The following is a 21,670-nucleotide window of genomic DNA, read 5'->3' on the forward strand; positions in this document are numbered from 1 at the left end:
AAATCCTTTGAGCTGCAGGTAGCGTCTGCACGGCAAACTGCGGTACACAGGGTGCCGGATCCGAATCGACGCAGGTAGTTCCCCATGAAGCAGCAAGAACAAGCAGGTGGCGGCCCGGCCGCGACACCGGGACTCAGCCGCCGCGCGGCGTGGGAGAAGGCGACCGGAGTGCCGATGGTGGTGCTCGCCGTCCTTTTTCTCGGCGTCTATGCGTGGTTCGTGCTCGACACCGGCGCCTCGCCGCAGTTGGATGCCTGGCTCGAACGGGTCGACGTGGTGATCTGGGCTCTGTTCGCAGGCGACTTTCTGATGCGGTTCGGCTTGTCCACGCGCCGCTGGCAATTTCTGCGCACGCATCCGGTGGAACTGCTGATCGTGCTCGTTCCGCCGTTCCGGCCGCTGCGGCTGGTGCGGGCGGCGGTGCTGGTGCTCGGCACGCTGAACCGGCACACGCTGACCCACCGCACCCGCCTCTCGGTGTTCGTCGGCAGCAGTTCGGTGTTGATCCTTTTCCTGTGCAGCCTGGCCTTTTTCGACGCCGAGTACGGCGTGGAAGGCAGCAAAGTGCTGAACTTCGGTGACGCGCTGTGGTGGTCGGCGGTCTCGGTCACCACGGTCGGCTACGGCGACGTCTATCCGGTCACCGTCGAGGGCAGGCTGATCTCCCTGGTGCTGATGACCTTCGGCATCGGCATCATCTCGTTCGCCATCGGCACCACGACCAGTTGGGTGATCGATCAGCTGAAGACGGTCGAGGAATCGGCCGACCGCACCGACCGGGAGATCACCGTGCTGGTCGAGGAGATCCGGGCGTTGCGCGCCGAGGTGGCGGCGCTACACCGGACCGACAATGCCGAAAGCTCGAATTCCGTTGGCGCGGAAGGCCGGTAGCCGACTACTTGGCGGCGATCGGCTGCTTCGCCGGGCTCGGATCAGGGGCGATGCCGTCGTGCGCGACCATCGCTTCCTCGCGGCCCATGGTCGGCCCGCCGGCCAGCAGACCAACGATTGGCCACGGCGCGGGTTCCGGTGTTACGCCGCCTTCGAGGTCCATACCGAGCGCCTTCGCCGCATCCTTGTTCTTGATGCCGTACCGAACGCCGGTGTCGGAGACGTAGAACAGGCTGTCCTTGCGCCGGCTGTCGACCTCGATGCCGGTGGTCTGGACGAAGGCGCCCGAACCCGGCTTGAAGTACACCGAGTCGACGTTGTCCCCGTTGCCGTCGGCCTGCGCGAGCGGAACCAGCTTGGCGCTCTTCGGCATCGGCAGGTCGGTGGCGTCGATGACGGCCAATTCGGCACGCACGGCGACGTCGGCGTTGCCCGCGGCTCCGGCGATCGGCTTCCAGGACAGGCAACTCACCGGACGAGAGCTGGTTTGGATGATCGCCGGCGCGACGTCCGGATAGGTATCCACCTTCAACGCCCGCGAGGGCTGCGCCCGGGCCGCCTCGAAGTCACCGATCGCGGTGCCGTGATCCGAACTCGGCTGCGAGCTGCGGATGATGGCGGCGGTCAGCGGGCTGATCGGCTGCAAACCGTCGCGCAGGATCACGGCGTTCTGATCGGCTTTACCGGCGATCTGAACTACGGTGCCGATCTTCAAGTTATTGATGGGGTAGCTCGGCGTCCCGCCCGGATCATCGATCTTCGGCGGCACGATCTGATTCACCTCGGGAATCGAGTTCAGCAGGCCCTCGCTGATCGGCCGGGGGATCGCGCCGCGAATCTTCAGCGGAACGGTGACCGACGGGTCGTTCATGTCGACCCGAGCGCGCGTGTTGTTCCACACCAGATAGGTCGCGTTCTTGCCCTTCACCAGCAGGCCTTGGTCCCGGCCCATGGCCGACGCCTTGTCGCCGAGGTCGAGATCACCGATCAGCACCGAGGTGGTGCGGTCGTCACTGCCATCCGTCTTCAACGAATCGCAAACGGCCCAGCTTCGCCCCTTGCCCGACTTGTCGAAGTTCAGCGCGCCCGGAGCACCAGGAATACCGATCAGGGGACCGCGCGCCTTCTTGCCGAGTTCTGATTCCTTGACTATCGCAGGCTTGGACGCATCATCCACAGCAAGGCGGGCCGAGGCGAGATTCAGAGTGGGGTACACGACGTCGTCGATCACCACGTAGACCGCGCCGGATTCCTTACCGATCAGGATCTTGCTGTTGTCGATTTTCGCCTGTGGGCGCAGCAGCGCCAGGACACCACAACCGGCCAACACGACGATCGCCAAAACCAGCCCGGCCACGTACGCCCGCGACTGCGAGCGCATCGGGTCGTGCAGCATTCGCACGTCCCGGCGGACCAGGGCGTGCTCCATTCGGCGGACCAGAAAGCGGTAACCGCTGACCTGCCACCGAGTGGTGGGTTTTGAAGGCATTATTCCTCCCCCGAACAGTGCTCACGTTCGCGCAACACAGTACAGTTCCCGAGGACTCTTGTTCAGCTCGGCCACTCCTAATCGGCCGACACCGGGTACTTGGGGGACGACGATGGCGGAACCTGCCGGGGCGGGACCACGGCCGCTCTTTGGCCGAATCTCGCTGCAGAATCTGTTGATTGCGCAGGTCATCGGCTTTATCGCGGGCATGGTGGCGTTGCTCGCCGGATTGCAGCCGCTGATCGCGCTCGGGGTGGGCATCGTCGTCGCGCTGATTCCGCTGATCCCGATCGCCAAGCGCACGGTGCTGGACTGGATCGCGACCTGGTGGCGCTACCTCACCAAACGCGAGTACACGATCGGTCAGACGGTCGATTTCCGCGGCACCGACGGGCGCTCGCTCGGGCTGTACTGGGAGGGCAGCCGCGTGGTCACGGTCGTCGAGGTGCTCGCGCCCCCCGGCGGCCTGACCCGGATCGCCCGCAATACCGTGCACGCCTCGCATCTGCTTCCGCTGCCGGAACTGGCGAAATGCCTCAACCAGCACGACATCCTGCTCAGCGGCATCGACATCGTCAGCCACGGGCACCGCAGCCGCTCGGGCACGCCTGCGGGCAAGATCTACGAATCGCTGCTCGGCCCGCTGCCCGCCACCGCGCATCGCACGGTCTGGTTGGCGATCAGCTTCGACGCGGTCGCCTGCCCGGAAGCGGCGGCCCGGCGCGGCGGCGGCGCGGAAGGCGCGTCGCGCGCGGTCACCATCGCCACCCAGCGCATCATGCGCGCGCTGGAAGACGCCGACTGCAACGCCCGCATCCTCACCGCGCCGGAAATCCGCAAGGCGGTCCTGCAGATCACCAGCGGTTTCGACCCGCGCACGCTCGAACATCGTTGGCGCTACGCCGAAATCGGCAACAGCGTGAACATCGGCATGGCCGTCGACCCGAAACGGCTCGGCTCCGACCTGCTCGCGCAGCTGTGGGTCGCGCCGTCGCGCGGCACCACGGTGGCGGTGCGGCTGCGGCCGGGTAGCTCGGCGGAGTCGGTGAGCATCGGCGCCGCGTGGCGGCTGACCGCGCGTGAACTGCCGGAGCGCAGCAAACTGACCGGCATGGTGTCGATGAACGGACGGCACCGCAGCGGGCTGCTCGCGCACCTGCCGCTCGCCGTGCCCGGCGTGGACGACACCGTTCCGATGAGCGAATACCCGATCGACGTGATCGACGCCCTGCACCTGCCGTCCTCGGGCTGCGGTCAGCTGATCGGCTCCGACGACGAGGGCAACGGCGTCGCGGTCCGCATCGTCGGCGCGGGCATCTCGACCGTCTATGTGGCCGGAGAGCTTTATCTCGCACAGCAATTGGTGTTCCGCGCGCTCGCGGTCGGCGAACGCATCCTGATCCGCACGGACCGCGCGCACGCCTGGGAAAACCTCGTCACCACCATCGGCAACCCGGAACGACTCACCCTCGCGGTCGAAACCCACCAGTCCGACGCGGGTTTCACCGCCACCGTCGTCGACGGTGTCCTCGCCCCCGCCCCGCACGCCGGTGTCACCACGATCTACGTCACCGGCGACCCGATGGGCTGGCCTGCCACCCGCCCCGACCTGTCCATCCACCAGCCCGGAGCGATCGGCAACCACGTCATCCTGCGCACCGGCACCGCCCAGGTCGACCTCACCCTGGTCTCCATCCCCCGCGAGGCCACCTACATCGGCCACCCCCGCGGCCGCCGCGGGGCCCCGGTCAGTGCCAACGGATGACGCCGCGCACCTCTCGACCCGCCGCGCACCGATTCACCGGCAATCCGGCGCGCGGCCGCACAATCGGTGTGACACAAGCGCATTGATGTGCACTACGCGGTAGCATCGGGCTCGGTTGCACCTGTGGGAGGCTGAGTGGGTGCACCGCCGGGGGAGTTCGGCGGCGAGTTGGTCAGTTCGTCGATCAGTGTGTTGTTACGGCCCCTCGGGCACAACGTGTCAGCTGATGAAGGGGACTATCTGATGAAACGTGCGCTTTTCGGGCTTGCGGTAGCCGCACTGACCGTGGGTGGAATGATCTCGGTGGGCATGCCAGCGGCATCGGCGGCGGTCTGGGGAGATGACTGCAGCGTCGCGGGTGAACAGGTGGAGGGCACCGACAAGGAGGGAAGGCCGGCCCTCCTGTTATGCGAGACCACGTTCTATCAAGGGCAGCCGACCGGCAATCTGCTGTGGAAACTCGTTCGCTATATCTGACCCGACCACGCAGGGCATGAATGCTACTGCTGACGCCTGACGTCGACGCAGGTGCGGGCGGGCAATGCCCGCCCGCATCGCATTTCGTGCATGGGGCTAACCCGGGTATGGGTCGGTAGTCCGAGCGGCACGCAGAGTTCTTGCCCACCAAGCCAATTGGCGGAGCATGCGGGCGGAGGCGTCGATGGCGGCGCCGTCGTGGGTTTCACCCGCGTCGTCGAATTGTTTCTTCGCCTGGTGGAAGCTGACGGTTTCGCGGATCGAGACCATGTGGATCTCCGCGACCACTTGACGCAATTGTTCGACCGCGCGTAACCCGCCGGAGAGTCCGCCGTAGGAGACGAAGCCGATGGGCTTGGCCCGCCATTCCTGTTTGGCGGTGTCGAAGGCGGTTTTCAGGGAGGCCGGGTAGCCGTGGTTGTACTCGGAGGTGATGGCGACGAAGGCGTCGGCGGCGGCCAGGCGGGTGCGGTAGGCGGCGGCCTCGGGGGTGTCGGTGAGGTCGGCAGGCAATCGGGTTTCTGCCAGATCTATGACGCCCGTATCGAACTCGGCGTGCGTGCCCACCGTGCGCAGGAACCAGTCGGCGACCACCGGAGCGAACCGCTCCGGACGTACGCTGGCCACGATTACCTCGAGTCGCAACGGAGTGTCCACCGCGTGAGCCTAACCGGCGCGGCCGGACGGAGCCGGTCAATAGACTGCCCGTGGCCGGAGCGAACGCGATCGCCCCGCGTGGCCGAAAGGAAACGAAATGATCTTGGTAACCGGCGCGACCGGGAACATCGGCGGCGAACTGGTGACGACGCTGAGCGAGTCCGGCACTGCGGTCCGGGCCCTGGTGCGCGATCCGGCAACGGCCACGCTGCCCGCCGGCGTCGAGACGGTGACCGGCGACCTGAACCGCCCGGAAACCATGGCCGAGGCCCTCGACGGCGTGCACGCGCTGTTCCTGCTGCCGGGCTACGACAACCAGGCCGACCTGCTCGACCGCGCGAAAAAGGCCGGGGTGCAACGAATCGCGCTGCTCTCCAGCGCCTCGGCGGCGTTGCAGGACCTGGACAACGCGGTATCGCGCTACATGACCCTGTCCGAGCGGGCGGTCCGCGAATCCGAACTGGCGTGGACCTTCCTGCGCCCGCGCTCGTTCATGTCGAACGCGCTGCGCTGGTTGCCGCAACTCGCGGCAGGCGATGTGGTGCGGGTGCAGTTCCCCGACGTCCGGGTCGGCGCGATCGATCCCGCCGACATCGCCGCGGTCGCCGCCCTGGCACTCACCGGCGACCACCTCGACGGCCGGATCCTGGAATTGACCGGCCCGCAGGCGCTGCTGCCCGCCGACCAGATCGCCATCCTCGCAGCGGTTCTGGACCGGCAACTGGTCGCGCACGGGCTCACCACCGAGGAGACCAGGGCCGAGCTGGAAGCCGGCCTGCCGCAGCCTTACGCCGACGCCTTCCTGAGCTTCTTCGCCGACGGAACACTGGACGAGGAGACGCTGTACCCGACCGTGCACGAGGTCACCGGACGCGCGCCGCGCACCTTCGAGCAGTGGGCGCGCGCGCACGCCGCCGACTTCGCCCGCTGACCGCGCACGCGGACCCCTCGCGCGGTCCGCGCGGCCGAATCAGGCACGATATGGCCTGACTATCAGCCTGACCGTGGCATAGTGTTCGACTCGGGAGGGGGATTCGTGATACTCGGGCGCTGGCTGCTCATCGAGACGCTCGGCCACGTCGACACGTGGTCGCTGCTGGCCGTCGGCACGGCGCCGCGCGAGTGGAAGTCGTTCCAGCGCGCGGTATCCACGCGACTGCAGCCCCTCGTCGCCACCGCCTACACCACCGGTTCGAGCATCGACCAGCAGCTGCCGCAGTCCCGGCACAACTGGTCGGGACTGCGCATCCTGGTGGTCCCGCTGCACGGGCCGGACAACCGCGTCCACGCCGTGCGCCTGTGGGTCGGCACCGGCGAGCCACCGCCGCCGGTCGGCGTGGCCGCGTTCGGTGTGGACGCGCGCACCCGGCGGATCGAGGCCCGCCCGCACGATCTCGGACCGCATTTCGAGCCGGACCACGTCGTGTGGATCGGCGCGGAATCCTTCGAGCTGATCGAGCGATTCGACGGCGCACTGGATCTCGTCGCCACGCTGGCCAGGTCGGAGCCCGGCGACCGGTGGTTCGACACGGCGACGGTGCGCGCCAGGACCGGACCGCGCACGCTGTTGCTCGCCGCCCGCAACCCCGACGAGAACCGGTACCGCTGGCTCGGCGTGGCCGTCGACGTCACCGACAGCGTTGCACCGCAACGGAAATCATTCGAAGCGGCCACCCTGGACCTGCTGCGCGGCGCACAACCGAACCTCTACCTGGCCATCGTCGACCTCGCCCAGGTGCGGCTGGTCCGCTGGGTCACCGAACCCGTGCCCGGATTGCGCTGGGGTCGCGGCACCGACGAGCGCACGGTGCCGCACCCGGCCGATCGGCATCGAATAGTCCGCGCCCGCAACGACATCCGCTCCGGCGCCGAACGGGTGACGATCCCCGGAGTACGCATGGCCACCGACACCGGCGAGTGGCTGGTCGCCGATCTGGCCGCGTCCCCGCTCCCCGGCGGCACCACGGGCACACCCACACCCGAATTCGCCCTGGTTCAGCTGGATGTCGTCGACTGGCCGCACCGCTGACCGGGCGCGCCGGTCAACCGGCGGTCGCCGCCCGCACCGGCGCCGCCGCGAACTCGGCGAGCCCGATCCTCGGCGCCACCATCGCGGTGAAACCCAGTGTCCGCCTGGCCCGTTCGGGATCGGCGACGAAATGCCGCACGTCGCCGAGCCGGTACTGCCCGGTGACGATCGGCGCCGGACCACCACGCGCCGTGGCCATGATCGAGGCGAGCTCCCACAGCGTGATCGGCCGCCCCGACGCGATATTCAGCGGCACGAACCCGGGCAGCGCCTGCTCGACCGCCGCGCGCACCGCCACGGCGGCATCGCGCACATGCACGAAGTCCCGTACCTGCCCGCCGTCTTCGAACACGTGCGGCGCCCGGCCCTCGTCCAGCGCGGCCCGCACCCGGCCCACCATTCCGGCCCGCGCGCCCTCGCCGTAGACCTGATGCAGGCGCAGTGCCGTCACCGCGCCGCCGACGTTCAATCCCCAAGCGAAGGCGTAGTTTTCCTGCGCCACCTTGCTCGCGCCGTAGCTGTCGCGCGGACGCAGCGGCGCGTCCTCGCTCACCGGCTCCCAGGTCAGCAGGTCGCCGGTGCGAGGCGCGCGATGATCGAACCTGCCCCGATCCAGATCCGCGCGCCTGCGCAGTCCGGGGAAGAACGGCCCGCCGCGTGCGCTGCGGTAGCGGCCCTCGCCGTACACGGCGATCGAGGACGCGAGCACCAGGCGGCGCACCTTCGCCCGCTCCATGGCGTCGAGCAGCGCCGCGGTGCCGAGATCGTTGTGCGCCGCGAAGTCGGCCGGGCCGCCGGCGGTGACCGCGGCCAGATGGCAGACCACGTCGATGCCCGCGAGCAGCGGCACCAGCGCGTCGGCGTCGCGCACGTCCACCCGCGCGACGCCGTCCGGTGGTTCCGCGTCCGGCCCGTGCACCGCGGGCAGCATCAGGTCGATTCCGACCACCTCATGCCCGGCGGACGACACGGCTTTGCCCACGTGTGTTCCGAGGAAACCGGCCGCGCCGGTGATCAGCACTCTCATTCACCGCACCCTTGTTCGGCACCCCCGCATGGGTCAGGGTAGCTCGAACGGCAGCGACACCCCGGTATGAACGCGGCACCGATCGCAGGTGTCGGTCTCGGTGACCGCGGCCACCGAGCGCCGGATCAGGTCCTTGAACGGCACCAGATTGCGCTTGAACTCGGCGAACACGTCGACCGCGTGCACGCCGCTGCCCTCCTCCAGTCCGGCGTCCAGGTCGGTTACCAAAGCGACTGCGGCATAGCACATCTCGAGTTCGCGGGCGAGCACCGCCTCCGGGTAGCCGGTCATGTTCACCAGATCCCAGCCCTGCCCGGCGAACCAGCGGCTCTCGGCCCTGGTGGAGAACCGAGGGCCCTGTACGACGACCATCGTGCCCGCGCCCTTCATCGGCAGCACGTCGTCGGCGGACTTGATCGTCGCGGTGCGCAGGTCGTCGCAGTACGGATCGGCGAACGAGACGTGCACGCCGCCCCCGTCGAAGTAGGTCTGCGGGCGACCGGACGTGCGGTCCACCAGCTGATCCGGCACGGCGACCGTGCCGGGACCCCAGTCCGCGCGCAGGCTGCCCACCGCGCACGGCGCGAAGATCCGGCGCACGCCGAGCGACCGCAGCGCCCACATGTTGGCCTGGTAGGGCAGGGTGTGCGGGGCGAATTCGTGATTCTTGCCGTGCCGCGGCAGGAACGCGACCGGGCGCCCCTGCACCTCGCCGACCGCGATCGGCGCGCTCGGCGCGCCGTAGGGGGTTTCTACTTCGACATGGGTCGCCTCGTTGTCGAAGAAATCGTAGAAGCCGCTGCCGCCGATGACGGCGAGCGCGGGCTTGGCATGCGAACTCATGCACCGATTCTCTCGTCTCTACGCGACGGCCGCTCGAGGGGGACCGAACTCCGCGCGACGGGCAGCTCGGGCCCGGTGGGCGCCCGCCTGACAAGCGGGACGGAAAACTGTACCCTAGGGGGGTATTAATCCGGTTCGCCCGCAGACCGGCAGCCAGCGAGGAGACACGGTGACCACGACCCCCCAGGACCACACCGCGCACGATCATGCCGCGCACGGCTACATCACCGCGAAGGACGACTACCTCAAGCGGCTGCGTCGCATCGAGGGGCAGGCGCGCGGGCTGCAGCGGATGGTCGAGGAGGAGAAGTACTGCATCGACATCCTCACCCAGGTCTCCGCGATGACCAAGGCGCTGCAGGCGGTGGCGATGGGGCTGCTCGAAGACCACATCAGTCACTGCGTGGTCGACGCCGCGGTGGCGGGTGGACCCGAGGCCGAGGCGAAGATCAAAGAGGCCACCGACGCGATCGCCCGGCTGGTTCGCTCCTGACCCCCGGCGGTCAGCCGTGCCAGCGGCGGTAGACCTCGGCGGCGCCGGGGTGCAGCGGGACGGGCGCGGTGCCGATGAGCGAGCGGCCGTCCAGGAACTGCGTGCCCGCGGCCTCGGTGGGCACCAGCGAATCGGCCTGATAGACCAGTAGCTCGACGATCGACGCGGCGACGTCGTCGGGCAGGGACGCGGCGGCGAGCAGGAAGTTCGCCACCCCGATGGTGTGCACGGCGGCACTGCCGGGATAGGCGTCGGCGGGAATCTCCACCCGGTCGTACACCGGACCGAACCGCTCGCGCATCGGCACGGCCAGGTCGCCCATGTCCACCAGCCGCATGCGCTTCGGGATCTCCAGCACGCTCGTCGGGACGCCGCCGGCCCACAGCAGCGCGTCCGCCTCCCCGGCGGCCAACTCCGCCACCGCCTCCCGCAGCGGACGATGCGAAACCCGCACGTCCACTTCGGGATCCAGCCCGGCGACGCGCAGGATCCGGTCACCGGTCGAGGCGGCTCCCGATCCTTCCGCGCCCAGACTCACCCGCGCGCCACGCAACTCCGCGACGCTCCCGATCGAGCTGTCCGACCGCACCACCAACTGCAGGTAGTTCTCGTACACCCGGCCGAGCGCCACCTGATCCGTCGTGTCCCGCACCGAATCCGACAGGGCCAGAGCCGCATCCACCTGCCCGTGCCCCAGCAGCGTCAGGTTCTCCTGCGAACCCGAGGTGATCACCCGTTCGATCCGCACGTCACCGGAACGGGCCGCGGCGGCGGCCAGCAATCCGGCGAACGCGTAGTAGAACCCGCCGATCTCGCCCGAAGCCAGCCGCACGACCGGTCCGCCGCCGCTCGGCCCGCACCCGACAACGCTCGCCGCGGCGGTTACACCGCTCAGCACGAGAAAACCTCGCCGCCCCATCCTCACGCCGACGCCTCGCATTCGACCGAGACACCGAATATCGCTCGCGACAACAGATTCCGTTCCAGCGACCAGGACCGGGTCCGCGCTCCTACCGGCTGCCGCACGGATCGATCGACACCGCACCGAGAATTCCGGACCGACCGGCACGCTGTCCTGCTGGCTCCGCAGTTGGTCTCCGTCATGCGTGCTCCGCCGCCGGTAATCGGACGTGCACGGCAAGACCATGAGGGGAAAGCGCTGCCACGGTGAGGGTACCGCCGCGGGCCTGGGTGAGGGCCGCGGCGATGGGCAGGCCGAGGCCGGAGCCGCCGCTGGTCGCCGTGGAGCCACGGAAGAAGCGGGTGGTGAGCCGGCCGATTTCGCCGGGCGGAACGCCGGTTCCGTTGTCCTGGACGGTGAGCGTGACCCAGCCGGGCGCAGCTTCGACGGTCAGCACCGTGCGGGCGCCCTGACCTGCGTAGCGGGACGAATTGCTCAGCGGCACATCGAGAATCTGCGCCAGCACGTCGGCGGAGACGGCGGCGTCGGCGTGGTCGACGGAGGGGCTGACCTGCAATTCCTGCCCGGCCGCCTCGAACGCCGAGTGCCACGCGTCGAATCGGTCGGCCACCACTTGAATCGCGTCGCAATGGTCGTCGGTCTCCCCCAGCTCCGCGGCATCGAAGGCGGCGGGGGTTTCGGCGGAGGCGAGTGCGAGCAGGCCGTCGAGCAGCGCGGTCAGTCGTTCGACCTCCGCGCTGGCGCTGCGAAACGTAGCGGCCGCGGTGCCGGGTATCGCGTGCTCCAGCGAATCGAGCCGAATCATCAGCGCCGCCAATGGGTTCCGCATGGCATGCGCGGTGTCGGCGACGAGCTGGCGTTGCGCGTCCACCGAGTCGGCCACGGCCACCGCCATGGCGTCGAAAGATTCGGCGACGGCACGCATTTCGGGCGGACCGCCGTGATGCCTGGCGATCGATACCGGATGTTCCGCGGCAACCGTCTCCGCCCGCGGCTTGGGCAGGGTCGCGGTGAGCTCGGCGACCGAGTGCGACAGCGCCGCCAACGGACGCAGCACCCAGCGACTCAAAGTCAGTGCCAGCAGGGTGAACAGCGCCATCGCGACCGCGCCGCCGAGCACGATCAACGCCCAGGTCCGCGCGATGTCGGCGCGCGCACGCGCGGTCGACGCCTCGATCACCACCGCGCCGCCGACCTGCACTCCGGTACCGACCGGGCGTGCGACGAGCATGGTCCGCGCGCCCCACGGCGTCAGCTGATCCACCGCGTGCGGGCGTTGATTGCGCCGGGCCGCCGCCACCGCGGCACCGATGCCGGGGTCATCGAGGTTCGCGCCGCCGTTGGCGGTCGTCGCGCCCTTGGCATCGACCACCAGCACGTTTTCGCCATATAGCTCGTGATAGCGCCCCACCTCGTCCGACAACGCCCGGCTGTCGCCCCCGGTCGACGCGGCCGCGGCCAGGGTGGCGAATCGGTCGGCGTCGCCGGAACGGGCGAGCACCAGCTGCTGGGTCCGGCTCGTCGCCACCGTCAGCGAGAGCGGGACGGCGAACGCCAGCACCGCGATCGCGGCGAACACGGTCAGCGCGATGAGTAGCCGGCGCCGCATGCCCTGCCCCTGATCACTGCCCCCACCGATACCCGTATCCGCGAATCGTGGTGATCAGCCCCGGCCGATTCAGCTTGGCGCGCAGGCCGGTCATGTGCACGTCCAGCGACCGGGAGACCGCGACGAACGCGTCGCCCCAGATCCGGTCCATCAGCTGCTGCCTGCTCACCGCGGCGCCCGGCCGTTCGACCAGCGCCTGCACCAGTTCGAATTCCTTCTGCGTCAACGTGATCGGCGCGCCGCCCACCTCGACCGCACGCGCCTGGAGATCCACCCGCACGTCCCCGGTGACCACCACCTCGTGCGCCGGTTGCGCCGCGGCGGCCGCGCGCCGGGTGACGGTCTCCAGCCTGGCCACCAACTCCGCGATCCGCGGCGGCTTCACGATGTAGTCGTCCGCGCCGCCGCGCAGCCCGCGCACGATCGACCGTTCGTCGCTGCGCGCGGTCAGGATGAGCACCGGCACCTGACTCACTTCGCGCAGTTGCCGCAGGATCTGCAGGCCGTCCGCGTCGGGCAGGCCGAGATCGAGAATGACCGCGTCATAGCCGCGATGCGCCGTCAGCAGATCCGCGCCCCGGCGCTTGCGCTCGGCCCGGTAGCCCCGGGCGTTCAGCGCTTCGACCAGCGCGTCCCCGACGCCGTCGTCATCTTCGACCACCGCAAGCCGCACGCGCCGATCGTCCCACAGCGGGGCGATCGGCGCGGGCGCCGGGCGGTCAGTCACGCACAGTGGCCAACGGACGATCCGGTTCGGCGACCCCGGCACCGCCCACGACGTCGGATCCCTCGGCATCGATGGTCGACGAAACCGAGGTCTCCCGCATGAAGAAATAGGTGACCAGCGAGACCAGGATGCACCCAGCCACGTACCAGAAGTACACCGACTCGTGGTTCGCCTTCTTCAGCGCCAAGGCAATGGTCTCCGCGGTACCACCGAAGATGGCGACGGTCAGCGCATACGGCAGGCCGACGCCGAGCGCGCGGATCTTGGTCGGGAACAGTTCCGCCTTCACGATGGCGTTGATCGAGGTGTAGCCGGTGATGATCACCAGGGCCAGCATCATCAGCGCGAACGCGGCCAGCACGTTCGTCGTGTGCGCGAGCACGGTCATGATCGGCACGGTCAGCAGCGTGCCCGCGACACCGAAGAAGATGAGCAACTTGCGCCGCCCGATCCGGTCCGACAGCGCACCCGCCAGCGGCTGCAGCACGACGAACACGAGCAGGGCGATGAAGTTGATCCACGCGACCGTGCCCTTGGAGATGCCCGAGGTATTGATCATGAACTTCTGCATGTACGTCGTGTACGTGTAGAACGCGACCGTTCCGCCGAGCGTCAGGCCCATCACCAGCAGGCATTCGCGCGGGTACTGCAGCAGCATCCGCAGCGAACCGCGCGCGGGCGGCGGCTTCGGCGCACCCCGCTGCGCGGCGGCCGCTTCGGCGGCCTTGTCCCTGCCGTACTGGTAGGCGTGCTCCGCGATGCCGTCGGTGATGAAGACCCGGTTCTCCGGGTCCGACGCGGCGGCCTGGAACTGCTCGGACTCGTCCATGCTGCGCCGCAGCCACATGACGATGAGCGCGCCCGCCGCACCGATGAAGAACGGAATCCGCCAGCCCCAGTTGTTCATTTCCGCGCTGGTCAGGAACTGCTGCAGGATGATCTGCACGCCGAGGGCGACCAGCTGGCCCGCCACCAGGGTGACGTACTGGAAGCTCGAGTAGAACCCGCGCTTACCCGACGAGGCAACCTCGGACAGGTACGTCGCGCTGGTCGCGTATTCGCCACCGACCGAAAGGCCTTGCAGCAGCCGCGCGATCAGCAGAATGGCCGGCGCGGCGAGGCCGATGGTCTGATAGCCCGGCGTCACCGCGATCAGCAGCGATCCCGCCGCCATCACCGTGACCGACAGCGTCAGCGCGGAGCGGCGGCCGAACTTGTCGGCATAGCGGCCGAGCAGCCAACCGCCGATCGGACGCATCAGGAAGCCGACGGCGAAAACGGCGGCTGTGGAGAGCAACTGCGCGGTCGGATCGTCCTTGGGGAAGAACGTTTTCGCGAAGTAGACGCTGAACGCCGCGTAGACATACCAGTCGTACCATTCGACCAGGTTGCCGATCGATCCGCGAAGCACATTCGCGACGACCCGCCGCTCGCTCACGGGCTGTGTCGTAGTCACAAGATCTCCTTCTTCGACGCATCAGCGCGTCAGCCGAGATCGAGTGTGTCTGCTGTCACAGCCGGTAGGAACAGTCCGAGCCGCTTCCTTACAGTCCCTTAGGACGATCGTGCGGGCGAACTTCCGCTGGTCGCGACCGGTCGGGGGACGACCGATCACACCAGACGCAGCGCGGGGACGACCGAACGTAGCGCTGGGATGACCGAACGCCCCAGTTCCGTCAGTGCCCGAAGGGGATCGGGGCCGAGCGGTGGGCCGAAGGAGATGTGCCTGGCGCCGAGCCGGTACAGCTCTAGGCAACCCTCGATCACCTCGTCGGGTGACCCGACGATGGCCAGGTTCAGCATGCGGTCATCGATGAATTCCACGGGTGACGGTGACCCCGTCGGGTCCCGTCGTCGGCGCCGCGAGCGCCGCCAACGTCATCGACGGCGCGCCGGTGACCAGTGGCCACCGTCCCCGCAGCCGGACCCGCTCACCGTGCCGGACAGTGGTGCCGACGGGCACCGAGGAACCGCCGACCACCAGGCGACGGCCGGCGAAGTCCCGGGTCACGGACGGGTCAAGGCGGGATAGGAACGCTCCGGCCGGGCCGTGGATCGCCGCCACCCACCCGGCGGCCGGATCGGCGGCGGATACCTCGCGTACCGCTTCCAGCAGTTGCGGAGCCGACCACCCCAGACCACCGAATTCACTCGGCAGCGCGGCGCGCGGCAAAGGGGACTCCGCCAGCTCCTGCCACACCTGCGGATGCAGCGTCCCGTGCCGCTCCCCGTACTCCCGGTGGGCCCGCGCGGCTGCGCACAGCTCCGCTACGGCAACGACTCCGGCATCGGCAATTGGCGTGCTAAATGTTGTCATCACGTTCTCCATCGCGAAAATCCGGTGCCACCGCGGCGGACAGCACCCAGCCTGGTTTTCGGTAATATCGAGCCGTTATTCAACGAGACATTGACTGACGGTACATAGCACTGGTTATCGCGCCATAGCTTGGCGGTAAGCCGCACGTGAGTCCGTAATTCGCCGCGCCAGAAGACACTTCGACAAAAAGGCGCCCCGCACAAGGTCGAACCTTGTGCGGGGCGCGATTGGAAGTCTGCGGACCTGCTCAGCTGTTCAGCAGCGGGGCCAGCGTGCGCAGGACGGAGACGTAGTCGTCGTTCAAGACCTGGATCGCGACGTGGTCGCCACCCGCGTCCAGATGCGCATTGAGTTGCGCGACAACCTGTTCGGCATTGCCGTGGGCGATGACGGCGTCGAAGACGCGGCCGCCGGGGGTGGCGAGCTCTTCGTCGGTGAAGCCGAGGCGGGACAGGTTCGAGGCGTAGTTGGTGAGGCCGAGGTAGAAGCCGACGATGCCGTCGGCCAGCGAATGTGCTTGTTGCGCATCGTCGGTCAGTACGACCTTGTGCTCGGTGGCGATGAACGCGTCCGGTCCGAGCGTCGCGCGGGCCTGCGCGGTGTGCGTGGACGGGACGAAGTAGGGCAGCGGGCCCGCGGAGCGTTCCGCGGCCAGCTTCAGCACCCGCGGGCCGAGGGCGGCGACGGCACGGCGCTCGACCGGGACGCCCAATTCGTCCAGCTCGTCGAGGTATTCGACCAGCGCGTCGTAGGGCTTGCGGTATTCACCGGTGTGTTCGGGGTGTCCGGCGCCGACGCCGAGCAGGAAGCGGCCGGGGAACCGCGCCTCGATCCGGTGGAACGACTCGGCGGCCTGCTTGGCCGGCGAGGACCAGATGTTCACGATGCTGGTGCCCACGTTGATGGTCTCGGTCGCCTCGAGCAACGGCTCGACGGTGGACAGATCAGCGGGCGGCGAGGACCCGAGCCAGAGTGCTCCATAGCCGGATTTCTCCAGCTCCTGTGCGTCTTCCGGGGTGAAGAGGTTGTACGCCCGCCACACACCGAACCGTCCGAGGCCGTCAATTGTCATGCACTGCGGAACCACCCCGCCGCCGTTCCTATTCCGCCCCGGCGACTTCTCGGAGGTGCGCGGTTCAGCTCCCGCAGCACCCTTCACCGGCGGGCACCGTGCGCATCTCCCTGGTCTGTGCGTTCCGGGCGGCCAGATCGGCGTCGGCGGGATAGTCGACGGCGACCAGGCTCAGTCCGTGCGCGGGGGCGACGGTGACCGAACTGGAGCGCGCGGTCTCGGTCAGCAGCGATCCGGCCCAGTCCGGGGTGCGCCGCCCCTCCCCCACCGCGAGCACGGCGCCGACCAGGCTGCGGACCATCGACCAGCAGAACGCGTCCGCGCTGACGTAGGCGGTGAGTAGATCACCATGCCGGGCCCAGTCGAAGCGCTGGAGTTCGCGGACCGTGGTCGCGCCCTCGCGCCGGCGGCAGAACGCGGCGAAATCGTGCAGGCCCAACAGCTTTCCCGACGCCGCGCGCATGGCGTCGATATCGACATCGGGCCGGCAGGCGACGACGCCGCGCGCCTGCAACGGCTCGGCACCGTACCGTGCGGTGGTCAGCCGGTACACATAGTGCCGGCGAATCGCCGAGAAACGAGCGTCGAATTCGGCGGGAGCTGGCCGCACGTCCTTGATCCGCACGTCCTTCGGCAGGAACCGCGCCATCCGGTGCACCAGCCTGTCCGGATCCACCTCGGCGGTCGTATCGAAGTGTGCGACTTGTCCTTCCGCATGCACGCCGGCGTCGGTGCGCCCCGCGACGGTCAGCTGCACCGGTTCCCGGAACACCTTGCTCAGCGATTCCTCCAGCACACCCTGCACGGTGCGCAGCCCGGGCTGACGCGCCCAGCCGGTGAAATCGGTTCCGTCGTAACTGATGTCGAGCCGGAAGCGGGCAGCCGGACGCGCGGGGGCGTCGACCGGCACCGAATCCCGCTCCGGTCCAGCCGAATCCGACGACGGGGTGGCCGGCAACATCGAATCCTGCGCGCTCACTTCGATCTCCTGGTCAACGAACGAACCCGCCGACCCGCGATGCGGGCGGCGGGCTCGTTCACGAACTCCGACGTAGACGCGACCTCAGGCCTTGTCTTCGTCCTTCTTGTCCTCGGCAGCCTCGTCGGCGGCCGGAGCCTCGACCTCGGCGGTCTCGGCCACGGCCTCGTCGGCGGTCTCCTCGACGACCTCGGCGGCCGGAGCCGCTTCGGCCTTCTTGGACGACGCGACCCGGCGGGCGCGGTCGGCCTCGTTGGTCACGGTCTTCTCGCGGACCAGCTCGATGATGGCCATCGGCGCGTTGTCACCCTTACGCGGCAGCGTCTTGGTGATGCGCGTGTAGCCGCCCTCGCGACCCTCGAACGAGGGGCCGATCGTGGCGAACAGCTCGTGCACGACGTCCTTGTTGCGGATCACCTTGAGCACCTCGCGACGGTCGGCAAGGGTGCCGGCCTTCGCCTTGGTGACAAGCTTCTCGGCGTAGGGGCGCAGCGCCTTGGCCTTGGACTCGGTGGTCGAAATTCGACCGTGCTCGAAGAGCGCCGTCGCCAGATTGGCGAAGATCGCCTTCTGGTGCGACGCCGACCCGCCGAAGCGAGCACCCTTCTTGGGCTTGGGCATTGGTTTGTTCTCCTTGTGTGAGGCCTGGGCCGAGGTGCCTACCCCGGACGCGGCCTAGAGCTGTTCGGTCTCGGCGTAGTCCTGCTCGCCACCGTCGGTGTCACTGAACGTGCCGCTGTCGCTCCACGTTCCGGTGCTCGCGTCGTAACCCACCACAGACGAAGGATCGAACGACGCCGGGCTGTCCTTCAGCGAGAGGCCGAGCGCGTGCAGCTTGACCTTGACCTCGTCGATGGACTTCTGGCCGAAGTTGCGGATGTCCAGCAGGTCCGACTCGGTGCGGGCAACGAGCTCGCCCACGGTGTGCACACCCTCGCGCTTGAGGCAGTTGTAGGACCGGACGGTGAGGTCCAGGTCCTCGATCGGCAGACCGAACGAGGCGATGTGGTCCGCCTCGGCCGGCGACGGGCCGATCTCGATGCCTTCGGCTTCGACGTTGAGCTCACGGGCGAGGCCGAAGAGCTCGACCAGGGTCTTGCCCGCCGAGGCGAGCGCGTCCCGCGCGCTGATGGAGTTCTTGGTCTCCACGTCCAGGATCAGACGGTCGAAGTCGGTGCGCTGTTCGACACGGGTGGCCTCGACCTTGTAGGTCACCTTGAGCACCGGCGAGTAGATCGAATCCACCGGGATCCGGCCGATTTCCGCACCGGACGCCTTGTTCTGCACGGCGGGGACGTAGCCGCGACCGCGCTCGACCACGAGCTCGATCTCCAGCTTGCCCTTGTCGTTCAGGGTGGCGATGTGCATGTCCGGGTTGTGGACGACGACACCGGTCGGCGGCACGATGTCACCGGCGGTGACGGTGCCGGGGCCCTGCTTGCGCACGTACATCGTGACCGGCTCGTCCTCCTCCGAGGACACGACCAGACCCTTGAGGTTCAGGATGATGTCGGTGACATCCTCCTTCACGCCGGGGACGGTGGTGAACTCGTGCAGCACGCCGTCGATACGAATGCTCGTGACCGCGGCCCCCGGGATGGAGGACAGCAGGGTACGCCGAAGCGAATTGCCCAGGGTGTAACCGAAACCGGGCTCGAGCGGTTCGATGGTGAACTTCGAGCGGTTCTCGGCGACGACCTCTTCGGTCAGTGTCGGACGCTGTGAAATCAGCATTTAGGATCATCCTCCTGTTTGGGCGCCCGCTATTTGACGCCTCGTTCAAGGGTTGTGTGTGATCCACCGATTCGATGGATCACACACCGTGTAGCAGCGTGTTACTTCGAGTAGTACTCGACGATCAGCTGTTCCGAGAGCGGCACATCGATCTGGGCGCGCTCGGGCTGCTGGTGCACCAGGATCCGCAGGCGGCCCGGGATGACCTGGAGCCAGCCGGGAACCGGACGGTCGCCGACGGTCTCGCGCGCGACCTGGAACGGCAGCGTGCTCAGCGACTTCTCCTTGACATCGATGATGTCGTACTGGGTCACCTGGAAGCTCGGAACGTTGACGCTCCGGTTGTTCACGGTGAAGTGACCGTGGGAGACCAGCTGGCGAGCCTGACGACGGGTACGGGCCAGACCGGCGCGGTACACGACGTTGTCCAGACGGCACTCGAGCAGACGCAGCAGGTTGTCACCGGTCTTGCCCTTGAGACGGTTGGCCTCTTCGTAGTACCGGCGGAACTGCTTCTCCATGACGCCGTAGGAGAAGCGAGCCTTCTGCTTCTCCTGCAGCTGGAGCAGGTACTCGCTCTCCTTGATCCGCGCGCGGCCGTGCTGGCCGGGCGGGTAGGGGCGACGCTCGAACGCCTGGTCGCCGCCGACGAGGTCGACGCGCAGACGACGCGACTTGCGGGTGATGGGGCCTGTATAACGAGCCATTTGTTATCTGTTCCTTTCCCGCTAGACGCGACGACGCTTGGGCGGACGGCAGCCGTTGTGCGGCTGGGGGGTCACATCGGAGATCGTGCCGACCTCGAGGCCCGCGGCCTGCAGCGAACGGATCGCGGTCTCGCGGCCCGAACCCGGGCCCTTCACGAAGACGTCGACCTTCTTGACGCCGTTCTCCTGCGCCTTGCGGGCAGCGTTCTCGGCGGCGAGCTGCGCGGCGAACGGGGTCGACTTGCGCGAACCCTTGAAGCCGACGTGGCCCGAGGACGCCCAGGAGATGACGTTTCCGGCCGGGTCGGTGATCGACACGATGGTGTTGTTGAACGTGCTCTTGATGTGCGCGTGGCCGTGCGGGACGTTCTTCTTTTCCCGGCGACGCGACTTCTGGGTCTTCTTGGGGCCGGAGGCCCTGGACTTCGGAGGCATCGGTTATCCCCTACTTCTTCTTGCCGGCGACGGTGCGCTTCGGGCCCTTGCGGGTGCGCGCGTTGGTCTTGGTGCGCTGACCACGCACAGGCAGGCCACGACGGTGGCGCAGGCCCTGGTAGCAGCCGATCTCGATCTTGCGACGGATATCGGCCTGCACCTCGCGGCGCAGGTCACCTTCGACCTTGAGCTCGGGCGAGCTCTCGATGTAGTCACGCAGCTGCGTCACCTGGTCGTCGCTGAGGTCCTTGCTGCGCAGGTCCGGGCTGACGCCGGTGGCCGCGAGGATCTCCTTGGAGCGGGTACGGCCGATGCCGTAGATGTAGGTCAGCGCGATCTCCATGCGCTTTTCGCGCGGGAGATCGACGCCCATGAGACGTGCCATGTGGCAGGTTCCTTCGGTTGCGGAGGTCTGCTCCCTGTCCGTTCCCCTCGTCTTGTGTGGGGCACCGGCCTCCGTGCCGGTGGTTGGCGCACACGCCTTCCTGGCGAACCAGGAATACCGCAGCGTGCGGCTGGAGCTGGGAGTTCTTCTGTAGTTGGCCAAGCCGATCAGTGATCGGTGCCCGGCTGGTGATCGACGGGGCGCTAGCCCCGCTTGATCAGCCCTGGCGCTGCTTGTGGCGCAGGTTGTCGCAGATCACCATGACCCGACCGTGACGGCGGATCACCTTGCACTTCTCGCAGATCTTCTTGACGCTCGGCTGAACCTTCACGTCCGTCCAATCTTGTTGTGGTTCACACGGGTGTGAACACAGTTTTTCCCCGGCCCACTGGCCGGGGAAGTCTGTTGCGCCGCTCTTTCGAGCGACAGTCCACCCTACCGGGTGCACCTTTCACCCAGTCGGGCGAGGCCCAGGTCATGCTTCCGACGACGAATTCCCTACCGGTCAGGCACGGTATCCAGTCGGGGTCCGGGGGCGAAGCCCTCCGGGCGGGGTGTGGGGGTTGCACCCCCACAAAGCACGATAAGAAATCGACGCCGGCGAGCGCTCTCCGCGAGCAGACCTCCCCCGGCGATTACTTATACCGGTAGACGATCCGGCCGCGTGAGAGGTCGTAGGGCGACAACTCGACGACCACGCGGTCCTCGGGGAGGATACGAATGTAGTGCTGCCGCATCTTCCCGCTGATGTGCGCGAGAACCTTGTGACCGTTCTCGAGCTCGATCCGGAACATCGCATTGGGCAGCGGCTCGACAACTCGACCCTCGACCTCGATGGCCCCGTCTTTCTTCGCCATGTCCTCCGCGATCCCGGTTACGCTCAACCTGGTTTGTTTGGCTTGTTTCTGCTTACATGGACCTGTCGGTCGAACTGACCGCCGGACACACAAACAGTCGGCGCATAGGTGCACCGCCGCTCCAGCTTACCGGTACCGGATGGTTCCGGCAAAAATGCCCGTGCCAGCACCCGCCGTCAGCACTCTTTTCGCCCCGTTCAGAGCACGAAATCCGGTGCCGCAGGGCCGTGGCCTCCTGCCCAGCTACGGTAGCGG

The 21,670-nt window shown here is 68.0% G+C and carries 25 protein-coding genes; 6 read left to right on the top strand and 19 right to left on the bottom strand.

Annotated elements, in window-relative coordinates:
• The first annotated feature begins 84 nt into the window (after nt 1–84).
• Nucleotides 85–891 carry a potassium channel family protein gene (locus ACFQ9K_RS34775; protein WP_378725053.1) on the top strand — a complete coding sequence of 269 codons (807 nt, stop codon included), beginning with the start codon at nt 85–87 and terminating at the stop codon, nt 889–891.
• Nucleotides 892–895: 4 nt separating this feature from the next.
• On the opposite strand, the gene eccB is transcribed toward ACFQ9K_RS34775, so the two are convergent.
• On the bottom strand, nt 896–2,380 hold the full coding sequence (gene eccB / locus ACFQ9K_RS34780; RefSeq protein WP_378725055.1) for a type VII secretion protein EccB: 1,485 nt from the start codon (nt 2,378–2,380) through the stop codon (nt 896–898).
• A gap of 112 nt (nt 2,381–2,492) precedes the next feature.
• On the opposite strand from eccB, the gene eccE reads away from it, so the two are divergent.
• Nucleotides 2,493–4,145 carry a type VII secretion protein EccE gene (eccE, locus tag ACFQ9K_RS34785; RefSeq protein ID WP_378725057.1) on the top strand — a complete coding sequence of 551 codons (1,653 nt, stop codon included), beginning with the start codon at nt 2,493–2,495 and terminating at the stop codon, nt 4,143–4,145.
• 135 nt (nt 4,146–4,280) lie between these two features.
• Nucleotides 4,281–4,622 carry a hypothetical protein gene (locus ACFQ9K_RS34790; protein WP_378725059.1) on the top strand — a complete coding sequence of 114 codons (342 nt, stop codon included), beginning with the start codon at nt 4,281–4,283 and terminating at the stop codon, nt 4,620–4,622.
• A gap of 96 nt (nt 4,623–4,718) precedes the next feature.
• Here ACFQ9K_RS34790 and ACFQ9K_RS34795 read toward each other — a convergent pair whose 3' ends face one another.
• Entirely contained in the window at nt 4,719–5,279 is a 561-nt protein-coding gene (locus ACFQ9K_RS34795) for an NADPH-dependent FMN reductase (protein WP_378725561.1), read from the bottom strand.
• A gap of 97 nt (nt 5,280–5,376) precedes the next feature.
• On the opposite strand from ACFQ9K_RS34795, the gene ACFQ9K_RS34800 reads away from it, so the two are divergent.
• A complete protein-coding gene (locus tag ACFQ9K_RS34800; protein WP_378725563.1) occupies nt 5,377–6,210 on the top strand; it encodes an NAD(P)H-binding protein in 834 nt (277 codons plus the stop codon).
• Nucleotides 6,211–6,291: 81 nt separating this feature from the next.
• The gene (locus ACFQ9K_RS34805; RefSeq protein WP_378725565.1) at nt 6,292–7,308 is read left to right on the top strand and encodes a GAF domain-containing protein; all 1,017 of its coding nucleotides are present in this window, start codon (nt 6,292–6,294) and stop codon (nt 7,306–7,308) included.
• Between the two features lie 13 nt (nt 7,309–7,321).
• Here ACFQ9K_RS34805 and ACFQ9K_RS34810 read toward each other — a convergent pair whose 3' ends face one another.
• Complete coding sequence (locus tag ACFQ9K_RS34810) at nt 7,322–8,335, bottom strand: NAD-dependent epimerase/dehydratase family protein (protein ID WP_378725567.1); 1,014 nt, start codon at nt 8,333–8,335, stop codon at nt 7,322–7,324.
• Between the two features lie 33 nt (nt 8,336–8,368).
• Nucleotides 8,369–9,178 (bottom strand): S-methyl-5'-thioadenosine phosphorylase, encoded by an 810-nt coding sequence (locus tag ACFQ9K_RS34815; protein WP_378725569.1) that lies wholly within the window; start codon nt 9,176–9,178, stop codon nt 8,369–8,371.
• Between the two features lie 169 nt (nt 9,179–9,347).
• On the opposite strand from ACFQ9K_RS34815, the gene ACFQ9K_RS34820 reads away from it, so the two are divergent.
• On the top strand, nt 9,348–9,671 hold the full coding sequence (locus ACFQ9K_RS34820; RefSeq protein WP_150404174.1) for a metal-sensitive transcriptional regulator: 324 nt from the start codon (nt 9,348–9,350) through the stop codon (nt 9,669–9,671).
• 10 nt (nt 9,672–9,681) lie between these two features.
• Here ACFQ9K_RS34820 and ACFQ9K_RS34825 read toward each other — a convergent pair whose 3' ends face one another.
• The 15 genes from ACFQ9K_RS34825 to infA all read right to left on the bottom strand — a co-directional run bounded on the left by ACFQ9K_RS34825 (nt 9,682) and on the right by infA (nt 21,415).
• Nucleotides 9,682–10,611: a TAXI family TRAP transporter solute-binding subunit gene (locus ACFQ9K_RS34825; protein WP_378725571.1), complete on the bottom strand. Its 930-nt coding sequence runs from the start codon at nt 10,609–10,611 to the stop codon at nt 9,682–9,684.
• A gap of 160 nt (nt 10,612–10,771) precedes the next feature.
• Nucleotides 10,772–12,202 carry a sensor histidine kinase gene (locus tag ACFQ9K_RS34830; RefSeq protein WP_378725573.1) on the bottom strand — a complete coding sequence of 477 codons (1,431 nt, stop codon included), beginning with the start codon at nt 12,200–12,202 and terminating at the stop codon, nt 10,772–10,774.
• A 13-nt stretch (nt 12,203–12,215) separates the two neighbouring features.
• A complete protein-coding gene (locus ACFQ9K_RS34835) occupies nt 12,216–12,875 on the bottom strand; it encodes a response regulator transcription factor (RefSeq protein WP_378725581.1) in 660 nt (219 codons plus the stop codon).
• Between the two features lie 46 nt (nt 12,876–12,921).
• Nucleotides 12,922–14,385 (bottom strand): MFS transporter, encoded by a 1,464-nt coding sequence (locus ACFQ9K_RS34840; RefSeq protein ID WP_378725575.1) that lies wholly within the window; start codon nt 14,383–14,385, stop codon nt 12,922–12,924.
• Nucleotides 14,386–14,540: 155 nt separating this feature from the next.
• Nucleotides 14,541–14,753, bottom strand: a complete 213-nt coding sequence (locus ACFQ9K_RS34845; RefSeq protein WP_378725577.1) for a hypothetical protein — start codon at nt 14,751–14,753, stop codon at nt 14,541–14,543.
• Entirely contained in the window at nt 14,737–15,246 is a 510-nt protein-coding gene (locus ACFQ9K_RS34850; RefSeq protein ID WP_378725579.1) for an acyl-CoA dehydrogenase family protein, read from the bottom strand. Before ACFQ9K_RS34850 ends, ACFQ9K_RS34845 begins: the two co-directional genes overlap by 17 nt.
• A gap of 247 nt (nt 15,247–15,493) precedes the next feature.
• Nucleotides 15,494–16,318, bottom strand: a complete 825-nt coding sequence (locus ACFQ9K_RS34855; protein ID WP_378713268.1) for an LLM class F420-dependent oxidoreductase — start codon at nt 16,316–16,318, stop codon at nt 15,494–15,496.
• Between the two features lie 64 nt (nt 16,319–16,382).
• Nucleotides 16,383–17,279 (bottom strand): tRNA pseudouridine(38-40) synthase TruA, encoded by an 897-nt coding sequence (truA, locus tag ACFQ9K_RS34860; RefSeq protein ID WP_378713420.1) that lies wholly within the window; start codon nt 17,277–17,279, stop codon nt 16,383–16,385.
• Nucleotides 17,280–17,381: 102 nt separating this feature from the next.
• Nucleotides 17,382–17,918 carry a 50S ribosomal protein L17 gene (rplQ, locus tag ACFQ9K_RS34865; RefSeq protein ID WP_378713270.1) on the bottom strand — a complete coding sequence of 179 codons (537 nt, stop codon included), beginning with the start codon at nt 17,916–17,918 and terminating at the stop codon, nt 17,382–17,384.
• Between the two features lie 54 nt (nt 17,919–17,972).
• Nucleotides 17,973–19,031, bottom strand: coding sequence for a DNA-directed RNA polymerase subunit alpha (locus ACFQ9K_RS34870; protein WP_014981770.1), 1,059 nt, complete (start codon nt 19,029–19,031; stop codon nt 17,973–17,975).
• Between the two features lie 101 nt (nt 19,032–19,132).
• A complete protein-coding gene (gene rpsD / locus ACFQ9K_RS34875) occupies nt 19,133–19,738 on the bottom strand; it encodes a 30S ribosomal protein S4 (RefSeq protein ID WP_357386299.1) in 606 nt (201 codons plus the stop codon).
• A 21-nt stretch (nt 19,739–19,759) separates the two neighbouring features.
• Entirely contained in the window at nt 19,760–20,173 is a 414-nt protein-coding gene (gene rpsK, locus ACFQ9K_RS34880; RefSeq protein ID WP_040731638.1) for a 30S ribosomal protein S11, read from the bottom strand.
• A 10-nt stretch (nt 20,174–20,183) separates the two neighbouring features.
• Nucleotides 20,184–20,558: a 30S ribosomal protein S13 gene (gene rpsM / locus ACFQ9K_RS34885; RefSeq protein WP_014981767.1), complete on the bottom strand. Its 375-nt coding sequence runs from the start codon at nt 20,556–20,558 to the stop codon at nt 20,184–20,186.
• A 217-nt stretch (nt 20,559–20,775) separates the two neighbouring features.
• Nucleotides 20,776–20,889, bottom strand: a complete 114-nt coding sequence (gene rpmJ / locus ACFQ9K_RS34890) for a 50S ribosomal protein L36 (protein WP_011207363.1) — start codon at nt 20,887–20,889, stop codon at nt 20,776–20,778.
• Between the two features lie 304 nt (nt 20,890–21,193).
• Nucleotides 21,194–21,415: a translation initiation factor IF-1 gene (infA, locus tag ACFQ9K_RS34895; protein ID WP_003418601.1), complete on the bottom strand. Its 222-nt coding sequence runs from the start codon at nt 21,413–21,415 to the stop codon at nt 21,194–21,196.
• Between the last annotated feature and the right edge of the window lie 255 nt (nt 21,416–21,670).

Source organism: Nocardia sp. NPDC056564 (genome assembly GCF_042793755.1).
In the GTDB taxonomy this organism is placed as follows: Bacteria; Actinomycetota; Actinomycetes; order Mycobacteriales; family Mycobacteriaceae; genus Nocardia.